We start from the raw sequence: 20,812 nt of genomic DNA on the forward strand, positions 1-20,812 counted from the left end.
GCCAAGGAGGTGAGCCCTTACCAATTACAGGTGAGGGTTTTTTTGTATATTTTAAATGTTTTTTTAGTCATATTACTCATTGCTGCGACAGCATTCTTTGTTGTCACTGAATTTGCGATTGTAAAAATTAGAGGCTCAAAAATCAATCAGCTCATTGAGAGCGGTGACAAGAGGGCCATTCATGTTCAAAAGCTAATATCCAATCTCGATGAATACTTATCCGCCTGCCAACTTGGCATTACCATCACGGCATTAGGTTTAGGGTGGTTAGGTGAGCCAACCGTTGAACATTTCCTGCATCCGCTTTTTGAAAAGCTAGAGATTCATTCGGCATTGACAGACATCTTATCTTTTATCATGGCGTTTGTGTTTATTACCTTTTTACATGTTGTAGTAGGTGAGCTGGCGCCTAAAACCATTGCCATTCAAAAGGCAGAGGCCGTCAGTCTCATGACAGCGAAACCGCTGATTTTTTTCTACAAAATCATGTACCCTTTTATTAAAGCACTGAATGGTGCTGCAAGTGGGATTGTGAAATTATTTGGTTTTCACTCCGTCAAAGAACATGAAGTAGCGATCAGTGAGGAAGAATTGCGCCTGATATTGTCTGAAAGCTATGAGAAGGGTGAAATTAACCAATCTGAATACAAGTATGTAAATAAAATATTTGAATTCGATAACCGAGTGGCGCGAGAGATCATGATCCCTCGCACAGAAATCTCAGCTGTAGAGATTGAGCAATCACTTGAGGATGTGACCCATTATATGTTGAATGAAAGGTACACACGCTATCCAGTGATTAAAGAAGACAAAGATCATGTTGTCGGTGTGATCAATAGCAAAGATGTATTTAAAGCAAGCTTCCTGCATCAAGAAGTGTCAATTGAAGATTTGATGCGTCCTGTGATTCGGGTGATTGAGAGCACACCTGTTCAAGAATTACTCATTTTCATGCAAAAAGAACGGATTCACATGTCAGTGCTTGTGGATGAATATGGTGGCACAGCCGGACTCGTCACAGTAGAGGATATTTTAGAGGAGATTGTCGGTGAAATTCGTGATGAATATGATCAAGATGAAACACCGCATATCGTCAAAAAAGGTGATTTCCACTATGTAATGGATGGAAAAGCATTGATAGATGAGGTCAACGATTTATTGGGTTTAGCCATCGAGAATGATGATGTCGATACGATTGCCGGCTGGATGATGACACATAAAATTGATTTTGACGTTGGAGATGTCATCGAGGAAGAGGGCTGTGAGTTTAAAATTGTAGATGCAGAAGACCATCATATTCGTACCATCGAAGTGAAAAAAGTTCATTTTTCATAAACCTCGTACGGTTGACGAGGTTTTTTTACTTGATAAACTTTAGATGGGGGATTCATTTTTGCCTATTGTCAGTGATTTTTTTCACATAAAAAGGGTATGGTTTGATAGAAACGACAAAAAGGAGCAGCTCATATGAAAAAAATCGATTTACAAACAGACAGACGCGATGACATGATAGACGTTACTCGCGAGGTACGTCAATATGTGCGAGAAACGGGGGTAAAGGATGGTACAGTCATTGTCTACTGTCCTCATACAACAGCAGGCATTACCATCAATGAAAATGCTGATCCAGATGTGAAACGAGATATGCTACGTCGGCTTGATGAAGTATTTCCATGGGAACATCCAAAGGACCGTCACAAGGAGGGAAATACAGCTTCTCACATGAAGGCTAGTTATATGGGTGCATCTCAGCATGTTCTCATCAATAACGGTGATCTTGTGCTTGGAACATGGCAGGGAATTTACTTCTGTGAATTTGACGGACCGAGACATCGCCACTTTTATGTACAAGTGTCACCAAACGAGTAAGAGATGGGGGAACTGAAATCCTTACTAAGAATTCATTATAAAATGATTCAAGCCCCAATGGCAGGAGGAGCAGGTGCCCATTATACATTTGGATTATCTTCATAGGAACTGTGGCAACAAAAGAAGGAGCATTGTTGTTTGAAGAACAGGGCGTTGACCGTATTCACTCCATCTTAACCGTAAAAGACATGATGAATCAGCTTGCTCCGGCATCAATTTTAAATGATGGATATCTTAAAAACAATCATATTGAAAAAAGGACAAATCGAATTTGTATTTGATGATTTTCCGCACTCTCCTGCCGTCCTTTCCCCCATTCGTCACTACTATTTCGTGCGTTACGTGAAATGGAGCCAGCACGACCCTCCGGTCACAAGAAACGATCTAGAAAAAATGGAGATTCTAGCGAATACGATGCTTGGCACACTCCCAAGCTTATCACAAACGCAAGGCATACAAAGGCCCCTTGTCATCACATTTAGACAAGAGGCCTTTTTTAGCTGCCGAACATTTGCCTTAAGTAAATCACATCCATTCGGGTAGTCTGCGGCAGTAAATAAGCGGATTGAACAGCACCTGGGCGCCTTTTGCTGTTTAATTTGTCTATTATTTCTGCGGCGGTTAAAATACCAAGCCCATGCCCGTAATATTGATCTTCTCCTAAGTAGATGACATTTTCCCCGCGCCATTGAGACTGCTGATAGCTAAACTCTGGATTTTCGAAATATAAACAGTCCCCATAAATAAAATCATTTCCTCGTTCTGTATAAATGGACAATGTATCATAATGCCAATCATACAACGTTAAAGTACGCAACCTCAGGTTAAACTTCTCATCTCCTATAGTTTGCAGTACCCCCATATAAAAAACGATGACAATGGCCGTTGCGCATTCAAAGGCATATTTTGACCCATTTTCAAAAATATCTTTTATGCCTCTGGATGGCTCGACTTGATAGCGTAACTCTAGTGCTCCCGCCTCTGAGACACGCCAAAATGCCTCATTTGCGCGAGATCGCTGAAAGACGGCAAATGAGGCACCACTTTTATGCAAATCTCTTGCAGCATTCATAATGTTCGATCTCAATGTCACTTCAAATAATAAATCAGATGCTTGCCTGTAACGAAAAGTATCATTCGAGGCTTGCAATTGCATTAAAATGATCCGCTTCTGTCCCTCTAGCTGAAACGATGCCAGTTGATCATTTGTCACTGGCTGTCCTGAAAGGATAATCATATCAAAAGCGCCTCCTTTTTTATTAGCGTATGCGTGATGCTTGGGCAAGGAATCAATTTGTGGAAATAAACAAAAAGACATCCTTTTTATTTGAAAATATGAAAATAATATGAAACTGTCCGATATAAAACGTAACGTCTAAAAGGAGGAAAAACATGAAAAGTGTAATAAAATGGTTGAAAAAACCATCGATCTCAAAGAGGCTGATTATTTCATTTACACTTGTTCTTGCCTTACCAATCATCACACTTAGTACGATTTCATATCAGATTGCAAAACAAGAATTAGATCACGAAATGATGTTTGGAGCGAAAGCAAGAGTAAATGACCTGAATGACATGATTCAACAAAAGCTTTTGAACAAAGAAAAGGCAGTGAAACTTTTTACCGAAACGTCATCTGCTAAAGACCTTAAAAAGAAGAAAAATAAACATGAACTTTATGAGCATTTTGAGATATATAGCAAAATCAATGAAGATGATGTTGTCGGGTTCTATATAGGAAGTAATAAAGGCGATTTCGTACAGTATCCTGAAGTGAAAATGCCAAAAGGCTATGACCCCACCACACGAGATTGGTATAAGCAAGCCATGCAGAATGAAACAGGCAAGCCTATCGTCACCAATCCATACATTTCTGCCACAACCAAAGGCATGGTCGTAACCATCGCTCAACGATTAAAGGATGGCTCAGGTGCTATCGGTATCGATATAGACGTTCAGGACATTGTCGATAAAATAAAGGAAATGAAGATAGGACGAGAAGGATATCCGGTTATTGCGAATAAAAATAAACAATTTGTGGCTCATCCAGAGGAGAAATCGGGCTCACAAGTTACCAAAAATATTGCATCAATCCTTTATAGCAATAAAGAAGGCACAGCTACTTATGAGAATAAGGGAAAGCAAAAGCGTCTCGTTTTTGTCACGAATGATTTAACAGGTTGGAAAATTGCTGGAACGATGTATGTATCTGAAACGGAAGAAGCAGCACAGCCAGTTTGGAATTCTGCCATTATTCTTTTAATTACTTCATTTATACTTGGTGGCGTCGCCATCTTCTTCATCGTTCGATCCATTACAATTGGGCTTAGAAAGCTTGTTGATTTCTCAAACAAAGTGAGTGAAGGTGACTTAACCGAAACACTTGAAACAAAATCTAAAGATGAAATAGGCGATTTGACAAGAAGCTTTAGTAAGATGAGTGAGTCGCTCCGCGAAGTAATTCGTGCAGTTCAACAATCTGTAGACAATGTTGCCTCAGCTTCTGAGGAACTGACAGCAAGTGCAAGTCAAACGAGTCAAGCAACAGAGCATATTACGATGTCGATTGAACAATTTTCAAATGGAAACGAAGCTCAAAATGAGAAAGTCGAAGCGAGTACCAATCAGCTTGTGGCGATGAATGAAGGTCTTCAAGGCATGTCAAAAACCTCATCAGAAATCGCAATCGTATCACTTGAATCGACCGAAGCTGCTGGTAAAGGCAGTCGTATCGTTGAGAGCGCTGCTACCCAAATGAAACATATCGATACGTCCGTTCAAGAAGCTGAAAATGTTGTGAAAGAATTAGAATACAAGTCGAAAGATATTACGAGTATATTAAATGTTATTAATGGAATTGCAGATCAAACGAATTTGCTTGCGCTAAATGCTGCGATAGAAGCAGCAAGAGCTGGTGAATCTGGCCGAGGCTTTTCAGTTGTTGCAGACGAAGTCAGAAAACTAGCTGTACAATCTGCTGACTCAGCGAAAGAGATTGAAAAGCTTATTCAGGAAATAGTGATGGAAATTGCCAAATCACAAGATATGTTCAAAGCCGTCAATCGAGAAGTCAATGCAGGGCTGGGTATGACAGAGGAAGCCAAAAAAAGCTTCCAGAACATTTATGAGGCAACAGAGGGCATGTCCAAAAAGCTCACGCAATTAAACGATACGGCCACTGATCTATCCACTGGATCAAAGCTTGTTTCACAAGCGATGCAAGAGATCAGGCAAGTCTCAAGAGAGAGTGCAGCGAACATACAAGATATAGCGGCTTCTGCTGAAGAACAATTGGCATCAATGGAAGAAATCACTTCATCTTCGGTTACACTTGCAAATATGGCAGAAGAGTTAAAAGAGCGAACAAGTCAATTTAAAATGAAATAACATAGTCAGAAAAAATATCCAGAATTGTCTGGGTATTTTTTTTATTTTTAATCGTCATTTTCAGTCTCTAAAAATATATCTTTCATCCGATAATAACCTAGAGAAGTAAAAGGGGGAAAGAAAAAAGTGGGAAAAATGATTCAATGGTTCAAAAAGCCATCCATTTCAAAAACATTAATAATTGCCTTTATGGTGGTCCTCATTCTGCCAACAGTCGCTTTAACCATTAGTGCGTTTTTCACATCGAAGACAGAACTAGATAAACAGATTATGAGCAGTGCAATGAGTCAGGTCAATGCGTTTGATACGTTAATCAATGAGAATATCGGAAACAAGGCGGAGGCTGTCACGCTTTTTGCGGATTCTCTTAAGGCTTCTAACCTTCAAGAAAAAAATAGAAACGCTATCATTAAAGAATTGGAGCAATATGGAAAAATTAACCAAAAAGATGTAGCTGCTTTCTATGTAGGCTCTGAAAAGGGACTGTTTATGCAATATCCTGTTCAAAAAATGCCTAACGGTTATGACCCAAGAAAAAGACCTTGGTATCAAGAAGCAATGAACGCCGAAAATGGCAAGCAAATCATCACAAAGCCATATGTAGCAGCTTCAACTGGTAAAATGGTCATCACCATCGCTGAAAAAATGAAAGATGGTTCAGGAGTTATCGGGCTGGATATGGAAATAGACAGCCTACTTCAAAAGCTAAAAGAAATCAAAATCGGACAAAAAGGCTATGCCTTCATCATGGAAAAAGACAAAACAGTTCTTGCAGCTCCAAATCAAAAACCAGGAAGTCAAGTGAATGAGAGTCTAGCAAATATTATTTATCAAAACAAACAAGGAAACGGCAGTTACACGTTCAAAGGGATAGATAAAAAGGTTGCTTACGTGACCAATGAATTAACAGGATGGAAAATCGGTGGAACGATGCTCGTATCAGAAGTAGAAGATGCAGCGAAGCCAGTTTTCATTACTGCAATTATCGTGTTTAGTGTGACACTCATTGTAGCAGGAACCCTTATCTTCTTTATTGTCCGCTCCATATCAAAAAGATTATCAACACTAGTCATTTTCTCGAAAAAAGTCAGCAATGGTGATTTGCGTGATAAACTTCAGATCCAATCAAATGACGAAATTGGACAAGTTGGAAAAGGTTTTAATACCATGATTGATTCATTAAGATCCCTCATTGGTGCAGTTCAAACCTCAGTAGAAAGTGTCGCTTCTTCATCAGAAGAATTGACTGCCAGCGCAGGACAAACAAGTAAAGCAACAGAGCATATTACATCAGCCATTGAACAATTCTCTAGCGGAAATGAAAGTCAAAATGAAAAAGTTGAATCCAGCTCAGTCGAGTTAGAGGAAATGGACCGAGGTCTCCAACATATGAATGAGTCTGCTCAATCCATTACCGCTTCATCAATCAAATCAACAGATATTGCAGGAGATGGCGGACAGCTAGTTGAAAAAACCGCTTCTCAAATGAATGTCATTGATCAATCAGTGAAAAAAGCAGAGAATGTCATTGGTGCACTGAAAAGTAAATCGAAAGACATTACACACATTCTCGGTGTTATCAATGGAATTGCAGACCAAACGAATTTGCTTGCGCTAAATGCGGCAATAGAAGCAGCAAGAGCTGGTGAAGCTGGTCGAGGCTTCTCAGTAGTAGCAGAAGAGGTGAGAAAACTCGCTGTTCAATCTGCAAGTTCTGCAAAGGAAATTGAGAATTTGATCAAAGAAATCGTTCAAGACATTGATGTATCACAGGAAGTGTTCACTGCAGTGAATCGTGAAGTTCAATCAGGATTAAGTTTCACAGAACAAACGAGAGTGAGCTTCCGCAATATTTTCGAAATGACGAAAGAAATTTCAGATCAGCTACAAATCATGAATCAAACCGTTGTTCAGCTTTCAAAAGGCTCTTCACAAGTATCAGAAGCTGTCCGTGAGATTGCAGAAGTGTCACGTGAAAGCTCAGCGAACATCCAAGACATCGCAGCCTCTGCTGAAGAACAATTAGCATCAATGGAAGAGATTAGTTCATCCTCAGCAACACTCTCCTCCATGGCAGAAGAATTACGTGATTTAATTAGCAAATTTAAGGTGGAATAAAGCCATATTGAAAAGAGCTCCAGCTAGGAGCTTCTTTTTGAATAATTTGGAGTAAATAAGTATTTATGCTTATTTTGGAGGTTTTTTGAGATTTTTATCTTGAAAAATAATTCATATTACTTAAGAACGAAAGAAGTCAGACCATAAAACATAAATCTAAAGGAGTAGAAAAATGAAAAAAATCAACTTTTTTAAGCATTTTACGATGACAAAGAAATTAATCACTGCATTTTTAGCTATCCTCCTAGTGCCAATTCTTGTATTGGCAGCATGTTCTTATAAAGTAGCATCCGATTCACTCAATGATGAAATTATGTCTAGTGCTGAAAATGGCGTCAATCAATTAAATGAACTCATCAATAAAGATGTAAAGCCTAAGATTGATATGGTTGCATACTTATCGAAATCGGTGAAAAAGGATGAACTAAAAGCAAAGAACAAAGATTTACTGAAGATGAAACTTGAGCAGTTGTCTAAAACAGATAAAGAAGTGGTGGAAGTGTTTGTTGCAGATCGAAATGGTAAACGAATTGAATATTCCGAAATCAACAAAAGCAATGCGAAGAGTGCCAAGGATGAACCATGGTTTCAACAATCGATGGGAGATCAGAAAGTGATCATTTCAGATCCTTTTATGGACAAATCATCTGATGACCTGCTCATCACAATATCAGAACAGTTAGCAGATGGTTCTGGTGTCATTGGTATCCATATGCGTCTAAATACAGTCGTGAAAGATACGAACAGTATTAAGATTGGTAAAGAGGGCTATGCCTTTATTTCCACGTCTAATAAACGATATATTGCTCATAAAACGGAAAAGGCCGGCACGAAATTGACTGGTGATTTTATCAATCAAATGTATAACGCCAAAGAAGGTAGCTTTGAATACGAATACAATGGACAGCCAAAGCAGATGTTTTTTGCAACCAATGAGACCACAGGTTGGAAGCTGGGAGGAACAATGTATGTCAATGAAGTGAAAGAAGCAGCAAAGCCAGTACTTGACTTGACCATCATCATCCTTGTCGCAGCCATTGTGATAGGCGGAATCGCAATTTATTTTATAATCAAATCAATTCGAAAACCACTAATAGAGCTATCTGAATCGGCTGAGAAAATTAGTCAGGGAGATCTCACGCAGCACATTGAGGTTCGTTCTCACGATGAAATCGGTAAGCTTGCTCATAGCTTTAACGATATGTCAGCCAAGCTGAGACAAGTGATTCAGGCAGTGCAGAATTCAATTGAAAATGTTGCCGCCTCATCTGAAGAACTGACAGCTAGTGCGGGACAAACCGCCCAAGCGACAGAGCACATTACATCATCTATTGAACAGTTCTCAAACAGCACTGAACATCAAAATGATATGATTGAAAAAAGCTCAGCTCAATTGAATCAAATGGATCGTGGCTTATCACATATGGTACAAACAACATCTGATATGACGGAATCGTCTATCGAATCGAGCAGAACCGCTCAGGCAGGTGGAGATCTCGTTCAAAAAACAGCAGGTCAAATGCAGACAATTGAACAGGCAGTCCAAGAGGCAGAGCTTGTCATTGCAGGGTTAGAGCAGAAGTCAAAAGATATTACCAATATTCTCGGTGTCATCAATGGGATTGCAGATCAGACAAACCTCCTTGCCTTAAACGCAGCGATTGAAGCGGCACGGGCAGGAGAAGCTGGTAGAGGGTTCTCTGTTGTCGCAGAAGAAGTCCGCAAGCTGGCAGAGCAATCAGGTAGCTCTTCAAAAGAAATTGAAAGCCTGACGAACGAGATTGTCGAAGAAATTGGAAAATCACAGCAAATGTTTAAGCGTGTAGCGGGTGAAGTTCAATCTGGATTAAAAATTACAGATGAAACAAAAGAGAGTTTTGAGAAGATTACCCATAAAACAATTGAAATGACAGAACAAATGAAACAAATGAACGTATCGGCAAATGAGCTTTCTCGTGGCTCGAACGATATTTCACATGCTGTCAATCAAATTAAAGAACTTTCACGAGAAAATTCTGCAGGCTTCCAAGATATTGCGGCTTCCGCAGAGGAACAACTGGCATCAATGGAAGAGATCAGTTCCTCATCTGCCACTTTATCTCAGATGGCAGAAGAATTACGAGACCTCATCAAACAATTTAAAATGTAAGAGGAAGATTCGAAAGCACCTGACGTTTCGGCGTCAGGTGTTTCAGATTGTTGACAAAGGAGCTTTATTATTCCCGGTCAGCAGGATAAACGATTCCCATTTGTCTTCTTGCCTCATCCATTACTGACATCGTTTGGACGGATAAGGCAAAGGTATTAACGGAAGACTGCCATTTCTTTTGTTGAATACATTTAATAAAATGGTCAATTTCATAATACATGGCAGGCCGATCATCTTTGAGAGAGATATCCTTTTGATTCCCATGGCGATCATGGATTTTGATACGGGAAGGGCGATGAAATTGATCAATTACCATTGTGGCATCTTCTCCTTGAATTTCAGCAGGTAAATGAGATGTCGAAATTTTAGAATGAAAAAGAAGTGCTTGGTGCTGGTCATATTGTAAAAGTAAAGAGCCGTTTCCATCCACGCCGGAAGAGAGTTTATAGCCAACGGCTGTCATTTGATTGGGCAGACCGAATAAATAAATGATTGGATATACGAGATACACTCCGATATCCATTAATGATCCATTGGACAGTTCAGGCTTAAAGGCGTTTGGGATGTCACCGTTTCGATAGGCATCGTATCTTGAGGAATATTTGCAGTAATGTGCCACGACTTTTCGAACAGGTCCTAATTGGCTAAGATGCTTTTTGATTTGAATAAAGTTTGGCAGAAACGTGGTTTTCATTGCTTCCATCAAACAAACCTGATGCTTTTTAGCTGTTGCAATCATCTGTTCAGCTTCTTTTCGATGGGAGGCTAATGGCTTTTCGCATAGAACGTGCTTTTTGTGCTCCATCATCAAAATGGCTTGCTCTTGGTGAAGTGCATTTGGACTAGCAATATATACAGCGTCAAACTGATCACTTGCTGCCATTTGATGTAAGTCTGTAAAGACCGTTTTGATTCCGTATTTTTGTGCGAAAGCCTGACCTTTTTCGGCGGATCGTGAATAGACGGCCGTGCATGTAAAATCGTCCAACCCCTCAGCGGACTGTAAGAATCGATCTGTAATCCAGTTCGTTCCTATTACAGCAAATCGAATCATGTCATTTCCTCCTTCTTCTTCTCTCTCATTATACATGCTTTGAAAGCGTTTGTATGAAAGAACATTCTTTTTATTGAAAAGCGGATGAAACCTTTATCTAGGCTGATGCGTCTTAAATAAAGGATATAAATGTACGAAAAATGGGTAGTTTTCTCCTTCATTCGGGTAATACTCAAAAGAAGGGAAAGGAGGAAAGCATCCAGTATGTTGGAATTACATATGTATTTGCAATGTTATTCATAACAGCCGGCGTTTTTCACGTGTTAGAGCCGAGCAATTTTGCCCGTAGATGAAAAGGCGACCATATCATGATCTTATGGTTTATGCCACTGCTAAGTGGAGCTGGTCGTTTTGCTTCTGCTGTCAAATGTGAGGACCCGAGCTACAAAATGGATCGCTGTCTATGGTGTGCTGACCTTCCCGTCAAATGGATTTGTAGTGAGAGAAGGCATCTTATTTTCAGGTCAAGAGCACACAGAGCCAGCCATCTTAAGGATCAATTCTTATTTTACGGGTGATGTCCATTGCCAAAATAGAAAAAGTGAAACAATGTTCACCATATCATGACCAAGTAGTGTACAATTTACTAATAAAAAGCCCGTGTTTGGAGGAACAAGATGAATTCTATGCAAATGTGGAGCAGTCGATTTAAAACATTCTTTCTTGATAACAAGTTTGTTCTCTTTTTACTCATCCTGTTATTAATAGGATTGAATATCCTTGTTTTCATGAAAACATCTTTTATTTTCACACCGCTCATTGTACTCGTCAAAACCATAGCCTTACCCATTATTTTAACGGGGGTTGTGTACTATGTATTAAATCCAGTTGTCAACTTGTTGGAGAAATTGAAAGTCAAACGGATCTATTCTATTTTGCTTTTATATATTGTCATTATTGGCATCATTACAGTGACCATTGTGTCAATTATTCCTATTTTACAAGCACAAACCATGAGTCTTTTTCATAACCTTCCAAAATACGTCGATACGGTAGAAGAGCAGATTAGACAATTAACAGGCAGTAATTTCATTAATCAGGCACAGAAAACGACGAACATTAATGTGTCAGAGTTAGTGAGTAAAGCGTCAAGTCAAGCAACTAAGATTTTGGAAAGCACCTTCAATGGCGTTGGTACATTCTTAGGTGCGTTGACAGAAATAGTTATCTCGATCATTACAGTACCGTTTATTCTGTTTTATCTATTAAAAGACGGTAAAAAATTACCTGACTACTTCTTGAAATTTATTCCGAATAAGCTAAGAGATCATACACATATTGTCCTTCATGAAATGAACCATCGCCTTAGCTCTTATATTAGAGGACAGATCATTGTCAGCTTCTGTATCGGGATTCTGCTATTTATTGGGTATATGATTATCGGTTTAGACTATGCAGTGCTGCTTGCTATCATTGCCTCATGTACAAGTGTCGTTCCTTATCTTGGACCAACGATTGCGATTACTCCAGCGATTGTGATTGCACTTGTCACGTCACCAATCATGCTGTTAAAATTGATCATTGTTTGGACCATTGTCCAACTGATTGAAGGGAAATTCATTTCTCCACAGGTCATGGGGAAAAACCTTCATATCCATCCGGTTACCATTATTTTTGTGCTTTTAACAGCGGGTAAACTGTTCAGTATCGTTGGTGTGGTTGTCGCTATTCCTACTTACGCAGTACTGAAAGTCATTACAACCCACTTATTTGATTGGTTCAAAATGCGATCCAATTTGTATAAAGAAGAAAAGGTTTGATGTCATAATCTTTTTTGAAAAAAATATAGTATCATAAAGACGAGCTTTCGAAAAAGGAAGCTTGTCTTTATATGGACATAGATGTTTGGCTCGTTCAAAAGATCAGAATTGAAAGGAAAGAAAATCATGAATCTATGGGATTTATTCGTGGCACTGGTTTTAGGAATTGTCGAAGGTTTAACAGAGTATGCACCTGTCTCTTCTACTGGACACATGATCATTGTTGATGATCTCTGGTTAAAATCGAAGGACATCATTACGCCAGAGGCGGCGAACACATTTAAGGTCGTTATTCAGTTAGGCTCCATCTTGGCTGTAATGGTCGTGTTTAAAGACCGAATTCTTAACTTGTTAGGCTTAAAGAAAAACATTACAGAAGAACAAAGGCAAAGCGGACATAAGCTGACAATTGCCCAAATCGCTGTTGGACTAGTACCAGCTGTTATTTTAGGATTCTTATTTGAAGATTATATTGATAAATATTTATTCGATGTCAGAACTGTAGCGATTGGTTTGATTTTGGGAGCAGTGCTTATGCTTGTTGCTGACTGGATTAACAAACGTAAAACGGAAACAAGTTCTGTAGACAACATGACATACCGGCAGGCATTGTTTATCGGACTGTTTCAATGTTTAGCGTTATGGCCTGGTTTTTCGCGCTCAGGTTCTACGATCGCAGGTGGTGTTATCCTTGGTCTCAATCACCGGGCTGCGGCCGACTTTACGTTTATCATGGCAATGCCAATTATGGCTGGTGCAAGTTTCTTAACACTTGTGAAGAACGCCGAATACTTAACAACTGATATGCTTCCATTCTTTATTGTTGGCTTTGTGAGTGCGTTTGTTGTGGCTCTGTTCGTTGTTCGATTCTTCCTAAAACTGATTAATAAAATCAAACTTGTGCCTTTTGCGATTTACCGAATCATCTTAGGGCTTATTTTATTTATTTTGTTTATGCAAAAGTGAAGCGACTCTTTTGAAAAAGTAGTTTCAGTTTGTTCTCTTTTTAGCTTGAATTGAAACCCCTTGAAGTCTAGGAGGACCCGAGCTACTTGTGCGGAGCGAATATGAAATTTGTGAGCACCAGCACGCAGGATCTGACAACGAATGCGAGGGTTTGCCTATACGCTGAGTCTGCCGAATAAATCGGCAGACTTTTTTATAGAGCACACTCTTCTATCTCAAATCCTAAATCCTCAATGATGTGATGATCGGTCTGGACTTGTTGTCCTTTCGTCGTCAAATAATCGCCTACAAAAATAGAGTTTGCGGCATAGAGTGCTAACGGTTGAAGCGTACGTAAATTAAATTCTCTTCCTCCAGAAACGCGAATTTCCTTTGTTGGATTGATAAACCTCATTAATGCAAGAACCTTTAAGGCTTTTATTGGATGTGTTCGCTCTTGATGTTCAAGCGGTGTTCCTTCAATTGCATGAAGAAAGTTGACCGGAATTGAATCTGCATCAAGTGCTCTTAGGGCAAAGCCCATTTCAACAATCTGCTGGTTGGTTTCTCCCATTCCAATGATCACCCCTGAACATGGTGACATACCAGACTGCTTGACTTGCTGAACGGTCGAGACACGATCGTCATATGTATGGGTGGTCGTGATGTTGTCATGATGGTCATGATGTGTATTGATATTGTGATTATAGCGATGGACACCTGCCTCCTTCAGCCGTTTTGCTTTTTCCTCATTTAATAATCCAAGACAGGCGCATACTTTCAGCGGCATGGTCTCTGTGATTTCCTTTACTGCCGCAGTCACTTCATCTAATTCGCGGTGTGAAGGCGACCTTCCACTTGCCACAATGCAATAAGTACCCGCTTTTCTTTTTAACGCCTCGCGTGCGCCTGCTACAATGGTTTTTTGATCCAGCATGGTATATTTGTCAACCGGTGCATTTGAAATGATTGATTGAGAACAATATCCGCAGTTTTCAGGGCAATATCCACTTTTGGCGTTAAAGATCATATTTAATTTCACTTTTTTTTGAAAAAAATGATACCTCACTTGATAGGCTGCATGCATAATAGGTAACAATTCCCTGTCATCTGCTTCAAGAATCTCAAGCCCCTCTTGCAGTGTGATTGGCTGATTTTGAATGGCTTTCTCTGCTAATGATCCCCAAGATAAAGACGCTTGTTTTCTCATAAAAAAGCCCCCTTTTATGTTAACTTAATTTTATTAAAAGTTAACATAATGAGCGGTCTACGGCAAGTAGTGGATTGAGAGGCGTCATTAAAAGTAAAATACGAAAGGCGATGAAACATAATGTCATCGCCTTAGGTATAATCAGCATCATACGATTGATTAACGAACAGTAATATAGTTTATCACAAGCTCACCCTGTGAATTATAGTAAGATACAGTGACAGAACCGCGCTGTACGGCACGAATCCAAGTGAAGTTCGGAGCAGTTTGATCTAATTGAATGGCATAAGTTGCGCCCGTCACAGATATTTGACTTGCTGGAAGAGAAACAGCAATCGAAGAACCGACAGAAAGCGTACGGTTCACAGTAATCACTTTATTCATAATAGGTGCTTTTGCTAGAACGGGTTCTTTAGACTGAACAGATGCATGAGCGCCTTCTGTTTGGAAGAATGTAAGAGCTCCTAAGGCAGCTACAGACAATGTACAGGCTTTCATTAATTTTTTCATAGGTAACACTCCTTTTTTTGGTATATACATATATTAACATTAATAGAATTACATGTCGATTCAAAAAAGTATTTTTGGTGAAAATTGTCATATATTATTCTAATATGTTTCGTGTGAATAAGAAAAAAATCTCATAAATCCTTATCAATTCGGCGACCAAGTTGCATTTATTTTAGTGGAAAAAAGTCATAAAAAAGCTGGGATGGGATCCCAGCAATAATAATAAGTTATAAAAAGAGGCTAAGAGACAACCAACTGGGGCAAAACGTTTTATGATTCGCTGTCCGGTCGTTTTGGCTGACGGCCTTTTTGTTTCTCTTTCTCTCTAATATAGTTGATAAAATCAATGGTTTGTCTGCGTGCTTCTTCGGAAAAGTCAGAGGCTGCTTTAAAAGCAATTTGCAAATCAGGATCATTCGAAAGATCATAATCTGTCATGCTCTTGTCTTTACCCGTCAAGAGATAATCAGTTGAGACCCCATACAACTTAGCAATTTTCACAATCATTTCACCGTCTGGTTTTCTCAAACCATATTCCCAATTCGCATAGGTAGACATGGCTTTTAACCCGAGCTTTTTTGCAACGGTTGACTTACTCCACCCATGCTTCTCTCTTAATTCAGTTAAAATCTTTCCAGTCATATTTTCCATTGGAAACACCTTTTTTCATATTATGTGTAAATTTTATCACGAATTACACGGAAAAAATAAATAAATACACAAAAAGAATAAAAATATTATTGACTTACTCGTTTTGTGTATATTATGATGATGAATATTACTTACACAAAATGAGTAATATGTGAAAGAAACTTGGTTACAAATACACAATTGTCTGTGTAAACAGCGAAATGTGCTGAACGAAACCTAGCATAGGATAGGTAATTTTTTGAGTAAAAGTTACACGTAAAGAGTAATTTTTTGGTGGGAAAACCAGTCTTTAAGTTACTAGAAGGGAGACGAATGAAATGAATATTGAACATCCGATTGTGACACAAATGAATGATTTTGGATACCCGAAAAGTCATTGGTCATATGATGTAAAACGAAGAGGTTATCAAACAGAAGCTGAGGAAAATCAGGCAGGTGACGACAATGACGAGACATCAACTGACGTTTGATGCACGAAAAGAAGCGCAGCTTTGTTTAGTACAAGCTGGCGGATGGATCACAATCTATCAAGGTTATCCGGTGTTTGCTTTTGCAACTGCAGAAGATAAGGAGACATATAGGACCCTTACAGCAACGCAATTCGCTATAAAAGAAAGAAGGAGAGGACCACATCTAAATGAAACGATTGAAGCAAGCAGTTGCACTCATAAGATGTTTGCTCAAAGCGAGTAAAAAGGAACAAGAGATACGTCAGTGGGCTGAGGATGACGGGAGGTTCTGACATGGTTATACATTTCATCATTGATACAGAGCCTCATCTCACAAGTAAGCAATTAAAACAAAGAATAAGCGCCGCTGCAAAAGCACAATGCCAAAAGCAGATAAGAGGCGCGCTCTCACTGGAGATACGTTTATTTTATAACATGCCGCTCTACATAGCAGGCTGCCAGCACAAGCGTACATATGCTGAGAAAGGCATGATACGTCCAATTGAAGTAAATATCTGCAGACCAAGTCTTGAGGATATTCAAGTAGCGCTACACTCCATTGTCTACGAAGAGCCTACACAGATAGTCGATTTGAGAGTTTATCAGTTTTATAGCGTACGTCCAAGAATTGAAATCATTTTAAACAGAGTGGATGACCTGATAAGGTCATAACAAAAAGGAGACTGTCAAATGAACGAGCCAAAACAATTATTCATTCAAGAAAACTTAACGTTTGTCGGAGAAATTGAAAAAGGAAAGATACAAGTTATCGTGCTAGATGGAAATGTAGGAACGGCTTATATGATGGACGCACCTGAGCACGGAAAAACCATTATTCAAACCGCAAAGGGACATTTTGCAAGAGTGAATCACGAAATTGGATTTAAAATCAGCTAGCTGATAATTGAATGATAAAACTATACGTCCAAGACGGAAAGCCTGCGGACACTGATCAAGGCCCTTCTGAAAGGGTGCTGATTGGTGTCCGTTTTTTTTTTCAATAAAAGGGAGAGATCAAACATGCAAGACTTACTGATTGACTACAAACGAGCATTAAAGGACGCTAGAAAGCGATACGAATCGTTTAGAGAAAAAGATGACAAGCAGCTGACAGATCGAGACCAGCATGATAAAAAAATCATTGCTAGTATGGTGAGTGATCTAGAATATGTCGTGGAATGGCTCCAAATCGGCAGACAGCCAGGGGCACGTAGAGGATTAGACAGACGTTCAGTCTATCAACGCACCATGCTTGCAAACCAAGAGGTATTAGAAGCTTTATCACATGAATATACCCTTATTCAGGAAAAGGAGAGAGAGGTGAGTGAGCGGGATCAAAGTTCAGGAACAGCGGTGAGCTGGCATTTCACTGTGGATGATAAGGTCATCTATCAGCATTTACCTTTAAACGAAAACGGATGGCACGCAGGAGACGGAAGAGGAACAGGTAATATGAAGTCGATTGGCATTGAAATCTGTGAGAACAGTGACGGAAAATTTGAAAAAGCGGTCGAAAATGCACAATGGCTCATTCGGAAGTTGATGACAGAGCAATGCATTCCGCTTGCCAACGTTGTACCGCATAAGAGATGGAGCGGCAAACAATGCCCTCGTAAGTTGCTTGATCGTTGGGATAGTTTCAAAGCGGGTATTGCGACTGCTCATACAGGTAAGAAGGCAACTGCCAAGCCTGTTAAAGCAACACCAGTCAAAAACACCTCTAAAAAGGCGTACAACTTGCCGTCAGGCATCTTAAAAGTAACAAAACCTCTTACAAAGGGTGAGAGTGTAAAAGCCTTACAAGAAGCCCTAGCCGATCTTTTCTTCTTCCCTGACAAAGGGGCAAAAAATAACGGCATTGATGGCATTTATGGACCAAAAACAGCGGATGCGGTCAAGCGATTCCAATTGATGTATGACCTTGTGGCTGATGGAATTTATGGACCGAAGACTAAAGTGAAACTTGAAGCTCTCTTGAAATGAATTCAAAAGCCCTTCCAAAAACATGGAGGGGCTTTCCTTTGTTATTCATTTTTCACTGTCCAATTCCCATATTTTTTGACCGTCTGCTAAATATACTGCTTTTGGTGGATCATTATAAAGGGAAATTTCAGTAAAAGCATTACCTTCTCTTAACCATTCATAAACACTACCACCATTATTAGAGGGATGAGCCAATATTTTATTCACTTTAAATCCAGCTCCATGGTATTCTGTGTAATTTACATCGTCATCTTCTAATCCATTGTCTGTTTCATAAACCGTATCTAGTTTACCGATAATTCTAAAACCACTTTTCCATTCTAGTATCATATCACTTTTTTCATAATCTATTAATGTTCTAATTAAAGAATCGTATGCCATGTATATCCTCTTCTCATAATGATTTTTATGGTCTCGCTGGTACTATGTGAGCTCCATCTTTTCCGTAATGTATCAAACCGTTAGTAGTTTCTACATACTTTTTGGTTTTATGATCATAGTATTTTCCTATTACTTGACCAAAATTTATTCTTTCCCTATTTTTAGTGAACATATCACCTTTTCCTGCAAACTTATCTAGTAATTCTTGTGCCTTTTTATTGTCCCCATAGAAGATACTCTTGGTTTTACCATTCGCAACTTCTTGCTTATAGTTAGGTGCATCAGTAATATGTTTTTCTTGAGATCCTGGTTTTACTTTTACAGGGAAACCATTTACTTCACGATAAGGACCTTTTGGTACGGAGTGTTTGCCGTAGGAAGATGTTTTTACAATCTTCTTAGCTACTTTCTCCCCTTTCATTATTTTAAACACGTATTTTCCAGCTTTAACGATTTGAGCTCCTGGTATCATGAACAAGCTTGATACGAGGCGGTCCGTGTCAGTGACTTTATTACCTGTTACAGGATCTCTCCCTGTAATGACTCGAATTGCGTCGTTTATTCCTGTAAATTCTACCGCTGTATTTAAGATTTTTTTTGTTTGGTCACCTGTTTTCACATCAGAAATTGGTGTGACACTCTCAATCGTTACTTTGTTTTTCTCCGATAATCGTAACCGATACAGCATTCCATCTCGCATGACTTCAACTGTTTTGGCATTTGCGAAGTCGATATGTTTGTACTCACTTGTATCATACACTTTCCCATTGATGATCACTACGTTTTGATTGATTTTAGTAGGTGGGTTTTCCTTCATAACCGTATCCACATTCGCCCGTTCTTTCTCACTCAGCTTCCTCAGCATAATCATCATTGGGGTCTCGTCAGGATTGTCTATTTTTTCATTCAATCCATTGATGGTACTGCTGATTTCTTCGTCTTTTCCATTTTTGAAAATAGAGCCTTTTTGATAGCTGGTGATCTCGATTTTCGGACCAGTGAACATGGTGCTTAGGGTGTCTATGTATTGCTTCATTGTGTGAAGGGAGCTTTCTGTTTCATGTAAAGCACTCGTTTGTTCCCTGTCAAATGCATGAAGCAGTCCAATGGTTCTTGAGGTCTCAAGCCATGCTTTTTGATAGCTTTGTTGAAAAGCAGATTCATCTACATGAGGCAAATGCACAATATGGCTGACCTTGCCGAGGGCTTGATTGACATCTGATACGATATCAGAAATGGTCCGTTCGGCTTTTTTTAACCCTTGGTCAAGCTCGTGTTCAATGAATGATTGAGAGATAAAGCCATTCGGGTTTGGTTCAAGTGCATGGAGTGCCTGCTTTGTCTTTTTTAGCGCACTGGTGTATTCTTCAATGACGACCTGAAAGAATTGCAAAAAGGGGATATGACACTCTGCATAAAACGCTCGAATGGCTTCTCCAGTCTTGCCCTTTAGTGCGCCATCTAGTGAGATGATTTGATTGATTTGTATTTCAAGGGATTTGATGTTTTGTGATTGTTGATTTAATTGTTCCAGCGTTTGATCAATGGCATTGTGCAACGCCTGAACATCTAAAGTTTTCATGGCATTCTCCTTTAATGCTTGGTTGCAATCAATAGAGATTTTACCATTATAAGGAGAATGGTTGGGAAATAAATACTTAACTTCCGTGAAAATGAAACAATTTACATAGGTGATAAAGACTAGATGCTCAAATAACGAGTATGGAACAATCTGAGAATGTGTGTGTTCTCACAAAAGACATAGAAGAAGGGCGCAAGAAATACCGCCTTTATGATTAAAATTAAAGTACCCATTCATTTTTTTCTTTATCCCATCTCAACTCTTAACGGCTTTCCGTATAGATTGTTCGTCTTTACCTGTTTTTCTTTTTAAATCATCCATTGTTGGATTCTTGCGGAATCGGCTCATATTATAAATGATTCGATAAAGTTTCCTTTCGAGATCAGTCATTAAATCACCTCAAAAGCATTTTAACAGAATGTTCGTTCGGTTTCTAAATGTGGTGTATAATTAGAAATATACGGTTTACCCGCAGAAACGGGAGTATAAAAATTCGTATATTTCAATGATTTTCTTCTTATATTACTCACACTTTTGCTGTCCGTTAAGGACAGTTTTTTGTTTTATTTGAGAGTTTTTAATCAAATGGCTCCAAAATGGCCCCAACACGAAAAATAAAAATGTTGAAAATAAGAAAAACCCTTACAGCAGTAAGGGTTTTGTGTATGGAGCATAGCGGGCTCGAACCGCTGACCTCTACACTGCCAGTGTAGCGCTCTCCCAGCTGAGCTAATGCCCCGAGGTCTTACGACATATTTAATTAT

20 protein-coding genes, 1 tRNA gene and 4 pseudogenes are annotated in these 20,812 nt (G+C 39.2%); 16 read left to right on the forward strand and 9 right to left on the reverse strand.

All coding sequences use genetic code 11. From position 1 onward, the window contains the following. Positions 1-42 precede the first annotated feature (42 nt). From ACIQCE_RS08760 to ACIQCE_RS08775, 4 genes and pseudogenes are all read left to right on the forward strand, one after another. A complete protein-coding gene (locus ACIQCE_RS08760) occupies positions 43-1,335 on the forward strand; it encodes a hemolysin family protein (protein WP_400494436.1) in 1,293 nt (430 codons plus the stop codon). Between the two features lie 132 nt (positions 1,336-1,467). Next, a complete protein-coding gene (locus tag ACIQCE_RS08765) occupies positions 1,468-1,869 on the forward strand; it encodes a secondary thiamine-phosphate synthase enzyme YjbQ (RefSeq protein ID WP_400494437.1) in 402 nt (133 codons plus the stop codon). A 134-nt stretch (positions 1,870-2,003) separates the two neighbouring features. After that, positions 2,004-2,150 (forward strand): hypothetical protein, encoded by a 147-nt coding sequence (locus tag ACIQCE_RS08770; RefSeq protein ID WP_400494504.1) that lies wholly within the window; start codon positions 2,004-2,006, stop codon positions 2,148-2,150. Next, a pseudogene (locus ACIQCE_RS08775) lies at positions 2,095-2,389 on the forward strand (hypothetical protein). The gene ACIQCE_RS08770 and the pseudogene ACIQCE_RS08775 overlap by 56 nt, the downstream one beginning before the upstream one ends. Here the strand turns inward: ACIQCE_RS08775 and ACIQCE_RS08780 are convergent. Next, positions 2,366-3,106 carry a protein-glutamine gamma-glutamyltransferase gene (locus ACIQCE_RS08780; protein WP_400494438.1) on the reverse strand — a complete coding sequence of 247 codons (741 nt, stop codon included), beginning with the start codon at positions 3,104-3,106 and terminating at the stop codon, positions 2,366-2,368. The pseudogene ACIQCE_RS08775 and the gene ACIQCE_RS08780 sit on opposite strands and share 24 nt — an antisense overlap. Positions 3,107-3,444: 338 nt before the next feature. Here ACIQCE_RS08780 and ACIQCE_RS08785 point away from each other — a divergent pair. From ACIQCE_RS08785 to ACIQCE_RS08805, 5 genes and pseudogenes are all read left to right on the forward strand, one after another. Beyond that, a pseudogene (locus ACIQCE_RS08785) lies at positions 3,445-4,314 on the forward strand (cache domain-containing protein); the annotation flags it as partial. Positions 4,315-4,428: 114 nt separating this feature from the next. Further along, complete coding sequence (locus ACIQCE_RS08790; protein ID WP_400494500.1) at positions 4,429-5,256, forward strand: methyl-accepting chemotaxis protein; 828 nt, start codon at positions 4,429-4,431, stop codon at positions 5,254-5,256. Positions 5,257-5,382: 126 nt separating this feature from the next. Further along, the gene (locus tag ACIQCE_RS08795) at positions 5,383-7,374 is read left to right on the forward strand and encodes a methyl-accepting chemotaxis protein (protein ID WP_400494439.1); all 1,992 of its coding nucleotides are present in this window, start codon (positions 5,383-5,385) and stop codon (positions 7,372-7,374) included. Positions 7,375-7,759: 385 nt separating this feature from the next. Continuing rightward, positions 7,760-8,584 (forward strand): annotated as a pseudogene (locus ACIQCE_RS08800) (HAMP domain-containing protein); the annotation flags it as partial. Beyond that, positions 8,576-9,523 (forward strand): methyl-accepting chemotaxis protein, encoded by a 948-nt coding sequence (locus tag ACIQCE_RS08805; protein ID WP_400494501.1) that lies wholly within the window; start codon positions 8,576-8,578, stop codon positions 9,521-9,523. The pseudogene ACIQCE_RS08800 and the gene ACIQCE_RS08805, both read left to right, overlap by 9 nt. Positions 9,524-9,590: 67 nt before the next feature. On the opposite strand, the gene ACIQCE_RS08810 is transcribed toward ACIQCE_RS08805, so the two are convergent. Further along, on the reverse strand, positions 9,591-10,577 hold the full coding sequence (locus tag ACIQCE_RS08810; protein WP_400494441.1) for a Gfo/Idh/MocA family protein: 987 nt from the start codon (positions 10,575-10,577) through the stop codon (positions 9,591-9,593). A 617-nt stretch (positions 10,578-11,194) separates the two neighbouring features. Between ACIQCE_RS08810 and ACIQCE_RS08815 the strand changes: the two genes are divergently transcribed. Continuing rightward, a complete protein-coding gene (locus tag ACIQCE_RS08815; RefSeq protein ID WP_353854729.1) occupies positions 11,195-12,337 on the forward strand; it encodes an AI-2E family transporter in 1,143 nt (380 codons plus the stop codon). 126 nt (positions 12,338-12,463) lie between these two features. After that, positions 12,464-13,303 carry an undecaprenyl-diphosphate phosphatase gene (locus ACIQCE_RS08820; protein ID WP_353854730.1) on the forward strand — a complete coding sequence of 280 codons (840 nt, stop codon included), beginning with the start codon at positions 12,464-12,466 and terminating at the stop codon, positions 13,301-13,303. Between the two features lie 193 nt (positions 13,304-13,496). Here the strand turns inward: ACIQCE_RS08820 and bioB are convergent, their stop codons facing one another. From bioB to ACIQCE_RS08835, 3 genes are all read right to left on the reverse strand, one after another. Further along, positions 13,497-14,492, reverse strand: a complete 996-nt coding sequence (gene bioB / locus ACIQCE_RS08825; RefSeq protein ID WP_400494442.1) for a biotin synthase BioB — start codon at positions 14,490-14,492, stop codon at positions 13,497-13,499. 159 nt (positions 14,493-14,651) lie between these two features. Then, positions 14,652-15,002 (reverse strand): hypothetical protein, encoded by a 351-nt coding sequence (locus ACIQCE_RS08830; protein WP_400494443.1) that lies wholly within the window; start codon positions 15,000-15,002, stop codon positions 14,652-14,654. Between the two features lie 270 nt (positions 15,003-15,272). After that, positions 15,273-15,653 carry a helix-turn-helix domain-containing protein gene (locus ACIQCE_RS08835; RefSeq protein WP_400494444.1) on the reverse strand — a complete coding sequence of 127 codons (381 nt, stop codon included), beginning with the start codon at positions 15,651-15,653 and terminating at the stop codon, positions 15,273-15,275. 317 nt (positions 15,654-15,970) lie between these two features. Between ACIQCE_RS08835 and ACIQCE_RS08840 the strand changes: the two genes are divergently transcribed. The 5 genes and pseudogenes from ACIQCE_RS08840 to ACIQCE_RS08860 form a co-directional block, all read left to right on the forward strand. Beyond that, positions 15,971-16,123 carry a hypothetical protein gene (locus ACIQCE_RS08840; protein ID WP_400494445.1) on the forward strand — a complete coding sequence of 51 codons (153 nt, stop codon included), beginning with the start codon at positions 15,971-15,973 and terminating at the stop codon, positions 16,121-16,123. Then, positions 16,098-16,346 carry a hypothetical protein gene (locus tag ACIQCE_RS08845; protein WP_400494446.1) on the forward strand — a complete coding sequence of 83 codons (249 nt, stop codon included), beginning with the start codon at positions 16,098-16,100 and terminating at the stop codon, positions 16,344-16,346. The genes ACIQCE_RS08840 and ACIQCE_RS08845 overlap by 26 nt, the downstream gene beginning before the upstream one ends. A 50-nt stretch (positions 16,347-16,396) precedes the next feature. Next, entirely contained in the window at positions 16,397-16,774 is a 378-nt protein-coding gene (locus ACIQCE_RS08850) for a RusA family crossover junction endodeoxyribonuclease (RefSeq protein ID WP_400494447.1), read from the forward strand. An 18-nt stretch (positions 16,775-16,792) separates the two neighbouring features. Then, complete coding sequence (locus ACIQCE_RS08855; RefSeq protein WP_400494448.1) at positions 16,793-16,999, forward strand: XtrA/YqaO family protein; 207 nt, start codon at positions 16,793-16,795, stop codon at positions 16,997-16,999. 450 nt (positions 17,000-17,449) lie between these two features. Next, positions 17,450-18,085: pseudogene (locus ACIQCE_RS08860) on the forward strand (peptidoglycan recognition protein family protein); the annotation flags it as partial. A 45-nt stretch (positions 18,086-18,130) separates the two neighbouring features. Here the strand turns inward: ACIQCE_RS08860 and ACIQCE_RS08865 are convergent. The 4 genes from ACIQCE_RS08865 to ACIQCE_RS08880 all read right to left on the reverse strand — a co-directional run bounded on the left by ACIQCE_RS08865 (position 18,131) and on the right by ACIQCE_RS08880 (position 20,787). After that, complete coding sequence (locus tag ACIQCE_RS08865) at positions 18,131-18,466, reverse strand: hypothetical protein (protein ID WP_400494449.1); 336 nt, start codon at positions 18,464-18,466, stop codon at positions 18,131-18,133. Positions 18,467-18,491: 25 nt separating this feature from the next. Next, positions 18,492-20,048, reverse strand: coding sequence for a T7SS effector LXG polymorphic toxin (locus ACIQCE_RS08870; RefSeq protein WP_400494450.1), 1,557 nt, complete (start codon positions 20,046-20,048; stop codon positions 18,492-18,494). Positions 20,049-20,303: 255 nt separating this feature from the next. Beyond that, the gene (locus tag ACIQCE_RS08875) at positions 20,304-20,438 is read right to left on the reverse strand and encodes a hypothetical protein (protein ID WP_400494505.1); all 135 of its coding nucleotides are present in this window, start codon (positions 20,436-20,438) and stop codon (positions 20,304-20,306) included. 276 nt (positions 20,439-20,714) lie between these two features. Next, positions 20,715-20,787, reverse strand: a tRNA-Ala gene (locus ACIQCE_RS08880). Between the last annotated feature and the right edge of the window lie 25 nt (positions 20,788-20,812).

The sequence above is a fragment of the Bacillus sp. NPDC093026 genome (assembly GCF_044754665.1).
In the GTDB taxonomy this organism is placed as follows: domain Bacteria; phylum Bacillota; class Bacilli; order Bacillales; family Bacillaceae; genus Bacillus; species Bacillus maqinnsis.

Excerpts from the sequence above, each read along its gene's own strand:
- ACIQCE_RS08805 (WP_400494501.1), top strand. The coding sequence starts at position 8,576 with ATGTCAGCCAAGCTGAGACAAGTGATTCAGGCAGTGCAGAATTCAATT.
- ACIQCE_RS08840 (WP_400494445.1), top strand. The coding sequence starts at position 15,971 with ATGAATATTGAACATCCGATTGTGACACAAATGAATGATTTTGGATAC.
- ACIQCE_RS08850 (WP_400494447.1), top strand. The coding sequence starts at position 16,397 with ATGGTTATACATTTCATCATTGATACAGAGCCTCATCTCACAAGTAAG.
- ACIQCE_RS08830 (WP_400494443.1), bottom strand. The coding sequence starts at position 15,002 with ATGAAAAAATTAATGAAAGCCTGTACATTGTCTGTAGCTGCCTTAGGA.
- ACIQCE_RS08855 (WP_400494448.1), top strand. The coding sequence starts at position 16,793 with ATGAACGAGCCAAAACAATTATTCATTCAAGAAAACTTAACGTTTGTC.
- ACIQCE_RS08765 (WP_400494437.1), top strand. The coding sequence starts at position 1,468 with ATGAAAAAAATCGATTTACAAACAGACAGACGCGATGACATGATAGAC.
- ACIQCE_RS08835 (WP_400494444.1), bottom strand. The coding sequence starts at position 15,653 with ATGGAAAATATGACTGGAAAGATTTTAACTGAATTAAGAGAGAAGCAT.
- ACIQCE_RS08820 (WP_353854730.1), top strand. The coding sequence starts at position 12,464 with ATGAATCTATGGGATTTATTCGTGGCACTGGTTTTAGGAATTGTCGAA.
- bioB (WP_400494442.1), bottom strand. The coding sequence starts at position 14,492 with ATGAGAAAACAAGCGTCTTTATCTTGGGGATCATTAGCAGAGAAAGCC.
- ACIQCE_RS08810 (WP_400494441.1), bottom strand. The coding sequence starts at position 10,577 with ATGATTCGATTTGCTGTAATAGGAACGAACTGGATTACAGATCGATTC.
- ACIQCE_RS08870 (WP_400494450.1), bottom strand. The coding sequence starts at position 20,048 with ATGAAAACTTTAGATGTTCAGGCGTTGCACAATGCCATTGATCAAACG.
- ACIQCE_RS08875 (WP_400494505.1), bottom strand. The coding sequence starts at position 20,438 with ATGACTGATCTCGAAAGGAAACTTTATCGAATCATTTATAATATGAGC.
- ACIQCE_RS08815 (WP_353854729.1), top strand. The coding sequence starts at position 11,195 with ATGAATTCTATGCAAATGTGGAGCAGTCGATTTAAAACATTCTTTCTT.
- ACIQCE_RS08865 (WP_400494449.1), bottom strand. The coding sequence starts at position 18,466 with ATGGCATACGATTCTTTAATTAGAACATTAATAGATTATGAAAAAAGT.
- ACIQCE_RS08845 (WP_400494446.1), top strand. The coding sequence starts at position 16,098 with ATGACGAGACATCAACTGACGTTTGATGCACGAAAAGAAGCGCAGCTT.
- ACIQCE_RS08790 (WP_400494500.1), top strand. The coding sequence starts at position 4,429 with ATGTCGATTGAACAATTTTCAAATGGAAACGAAGCTCAAAATGAGAAA.
- ACIQCE_RS08780 (WP_400494438.1), bottom strand. The coding sequence starts at position 3,106 with ATGATTATCCTTTCAGGACAGCCAGTGACAAATGATCAACTGGCATCG.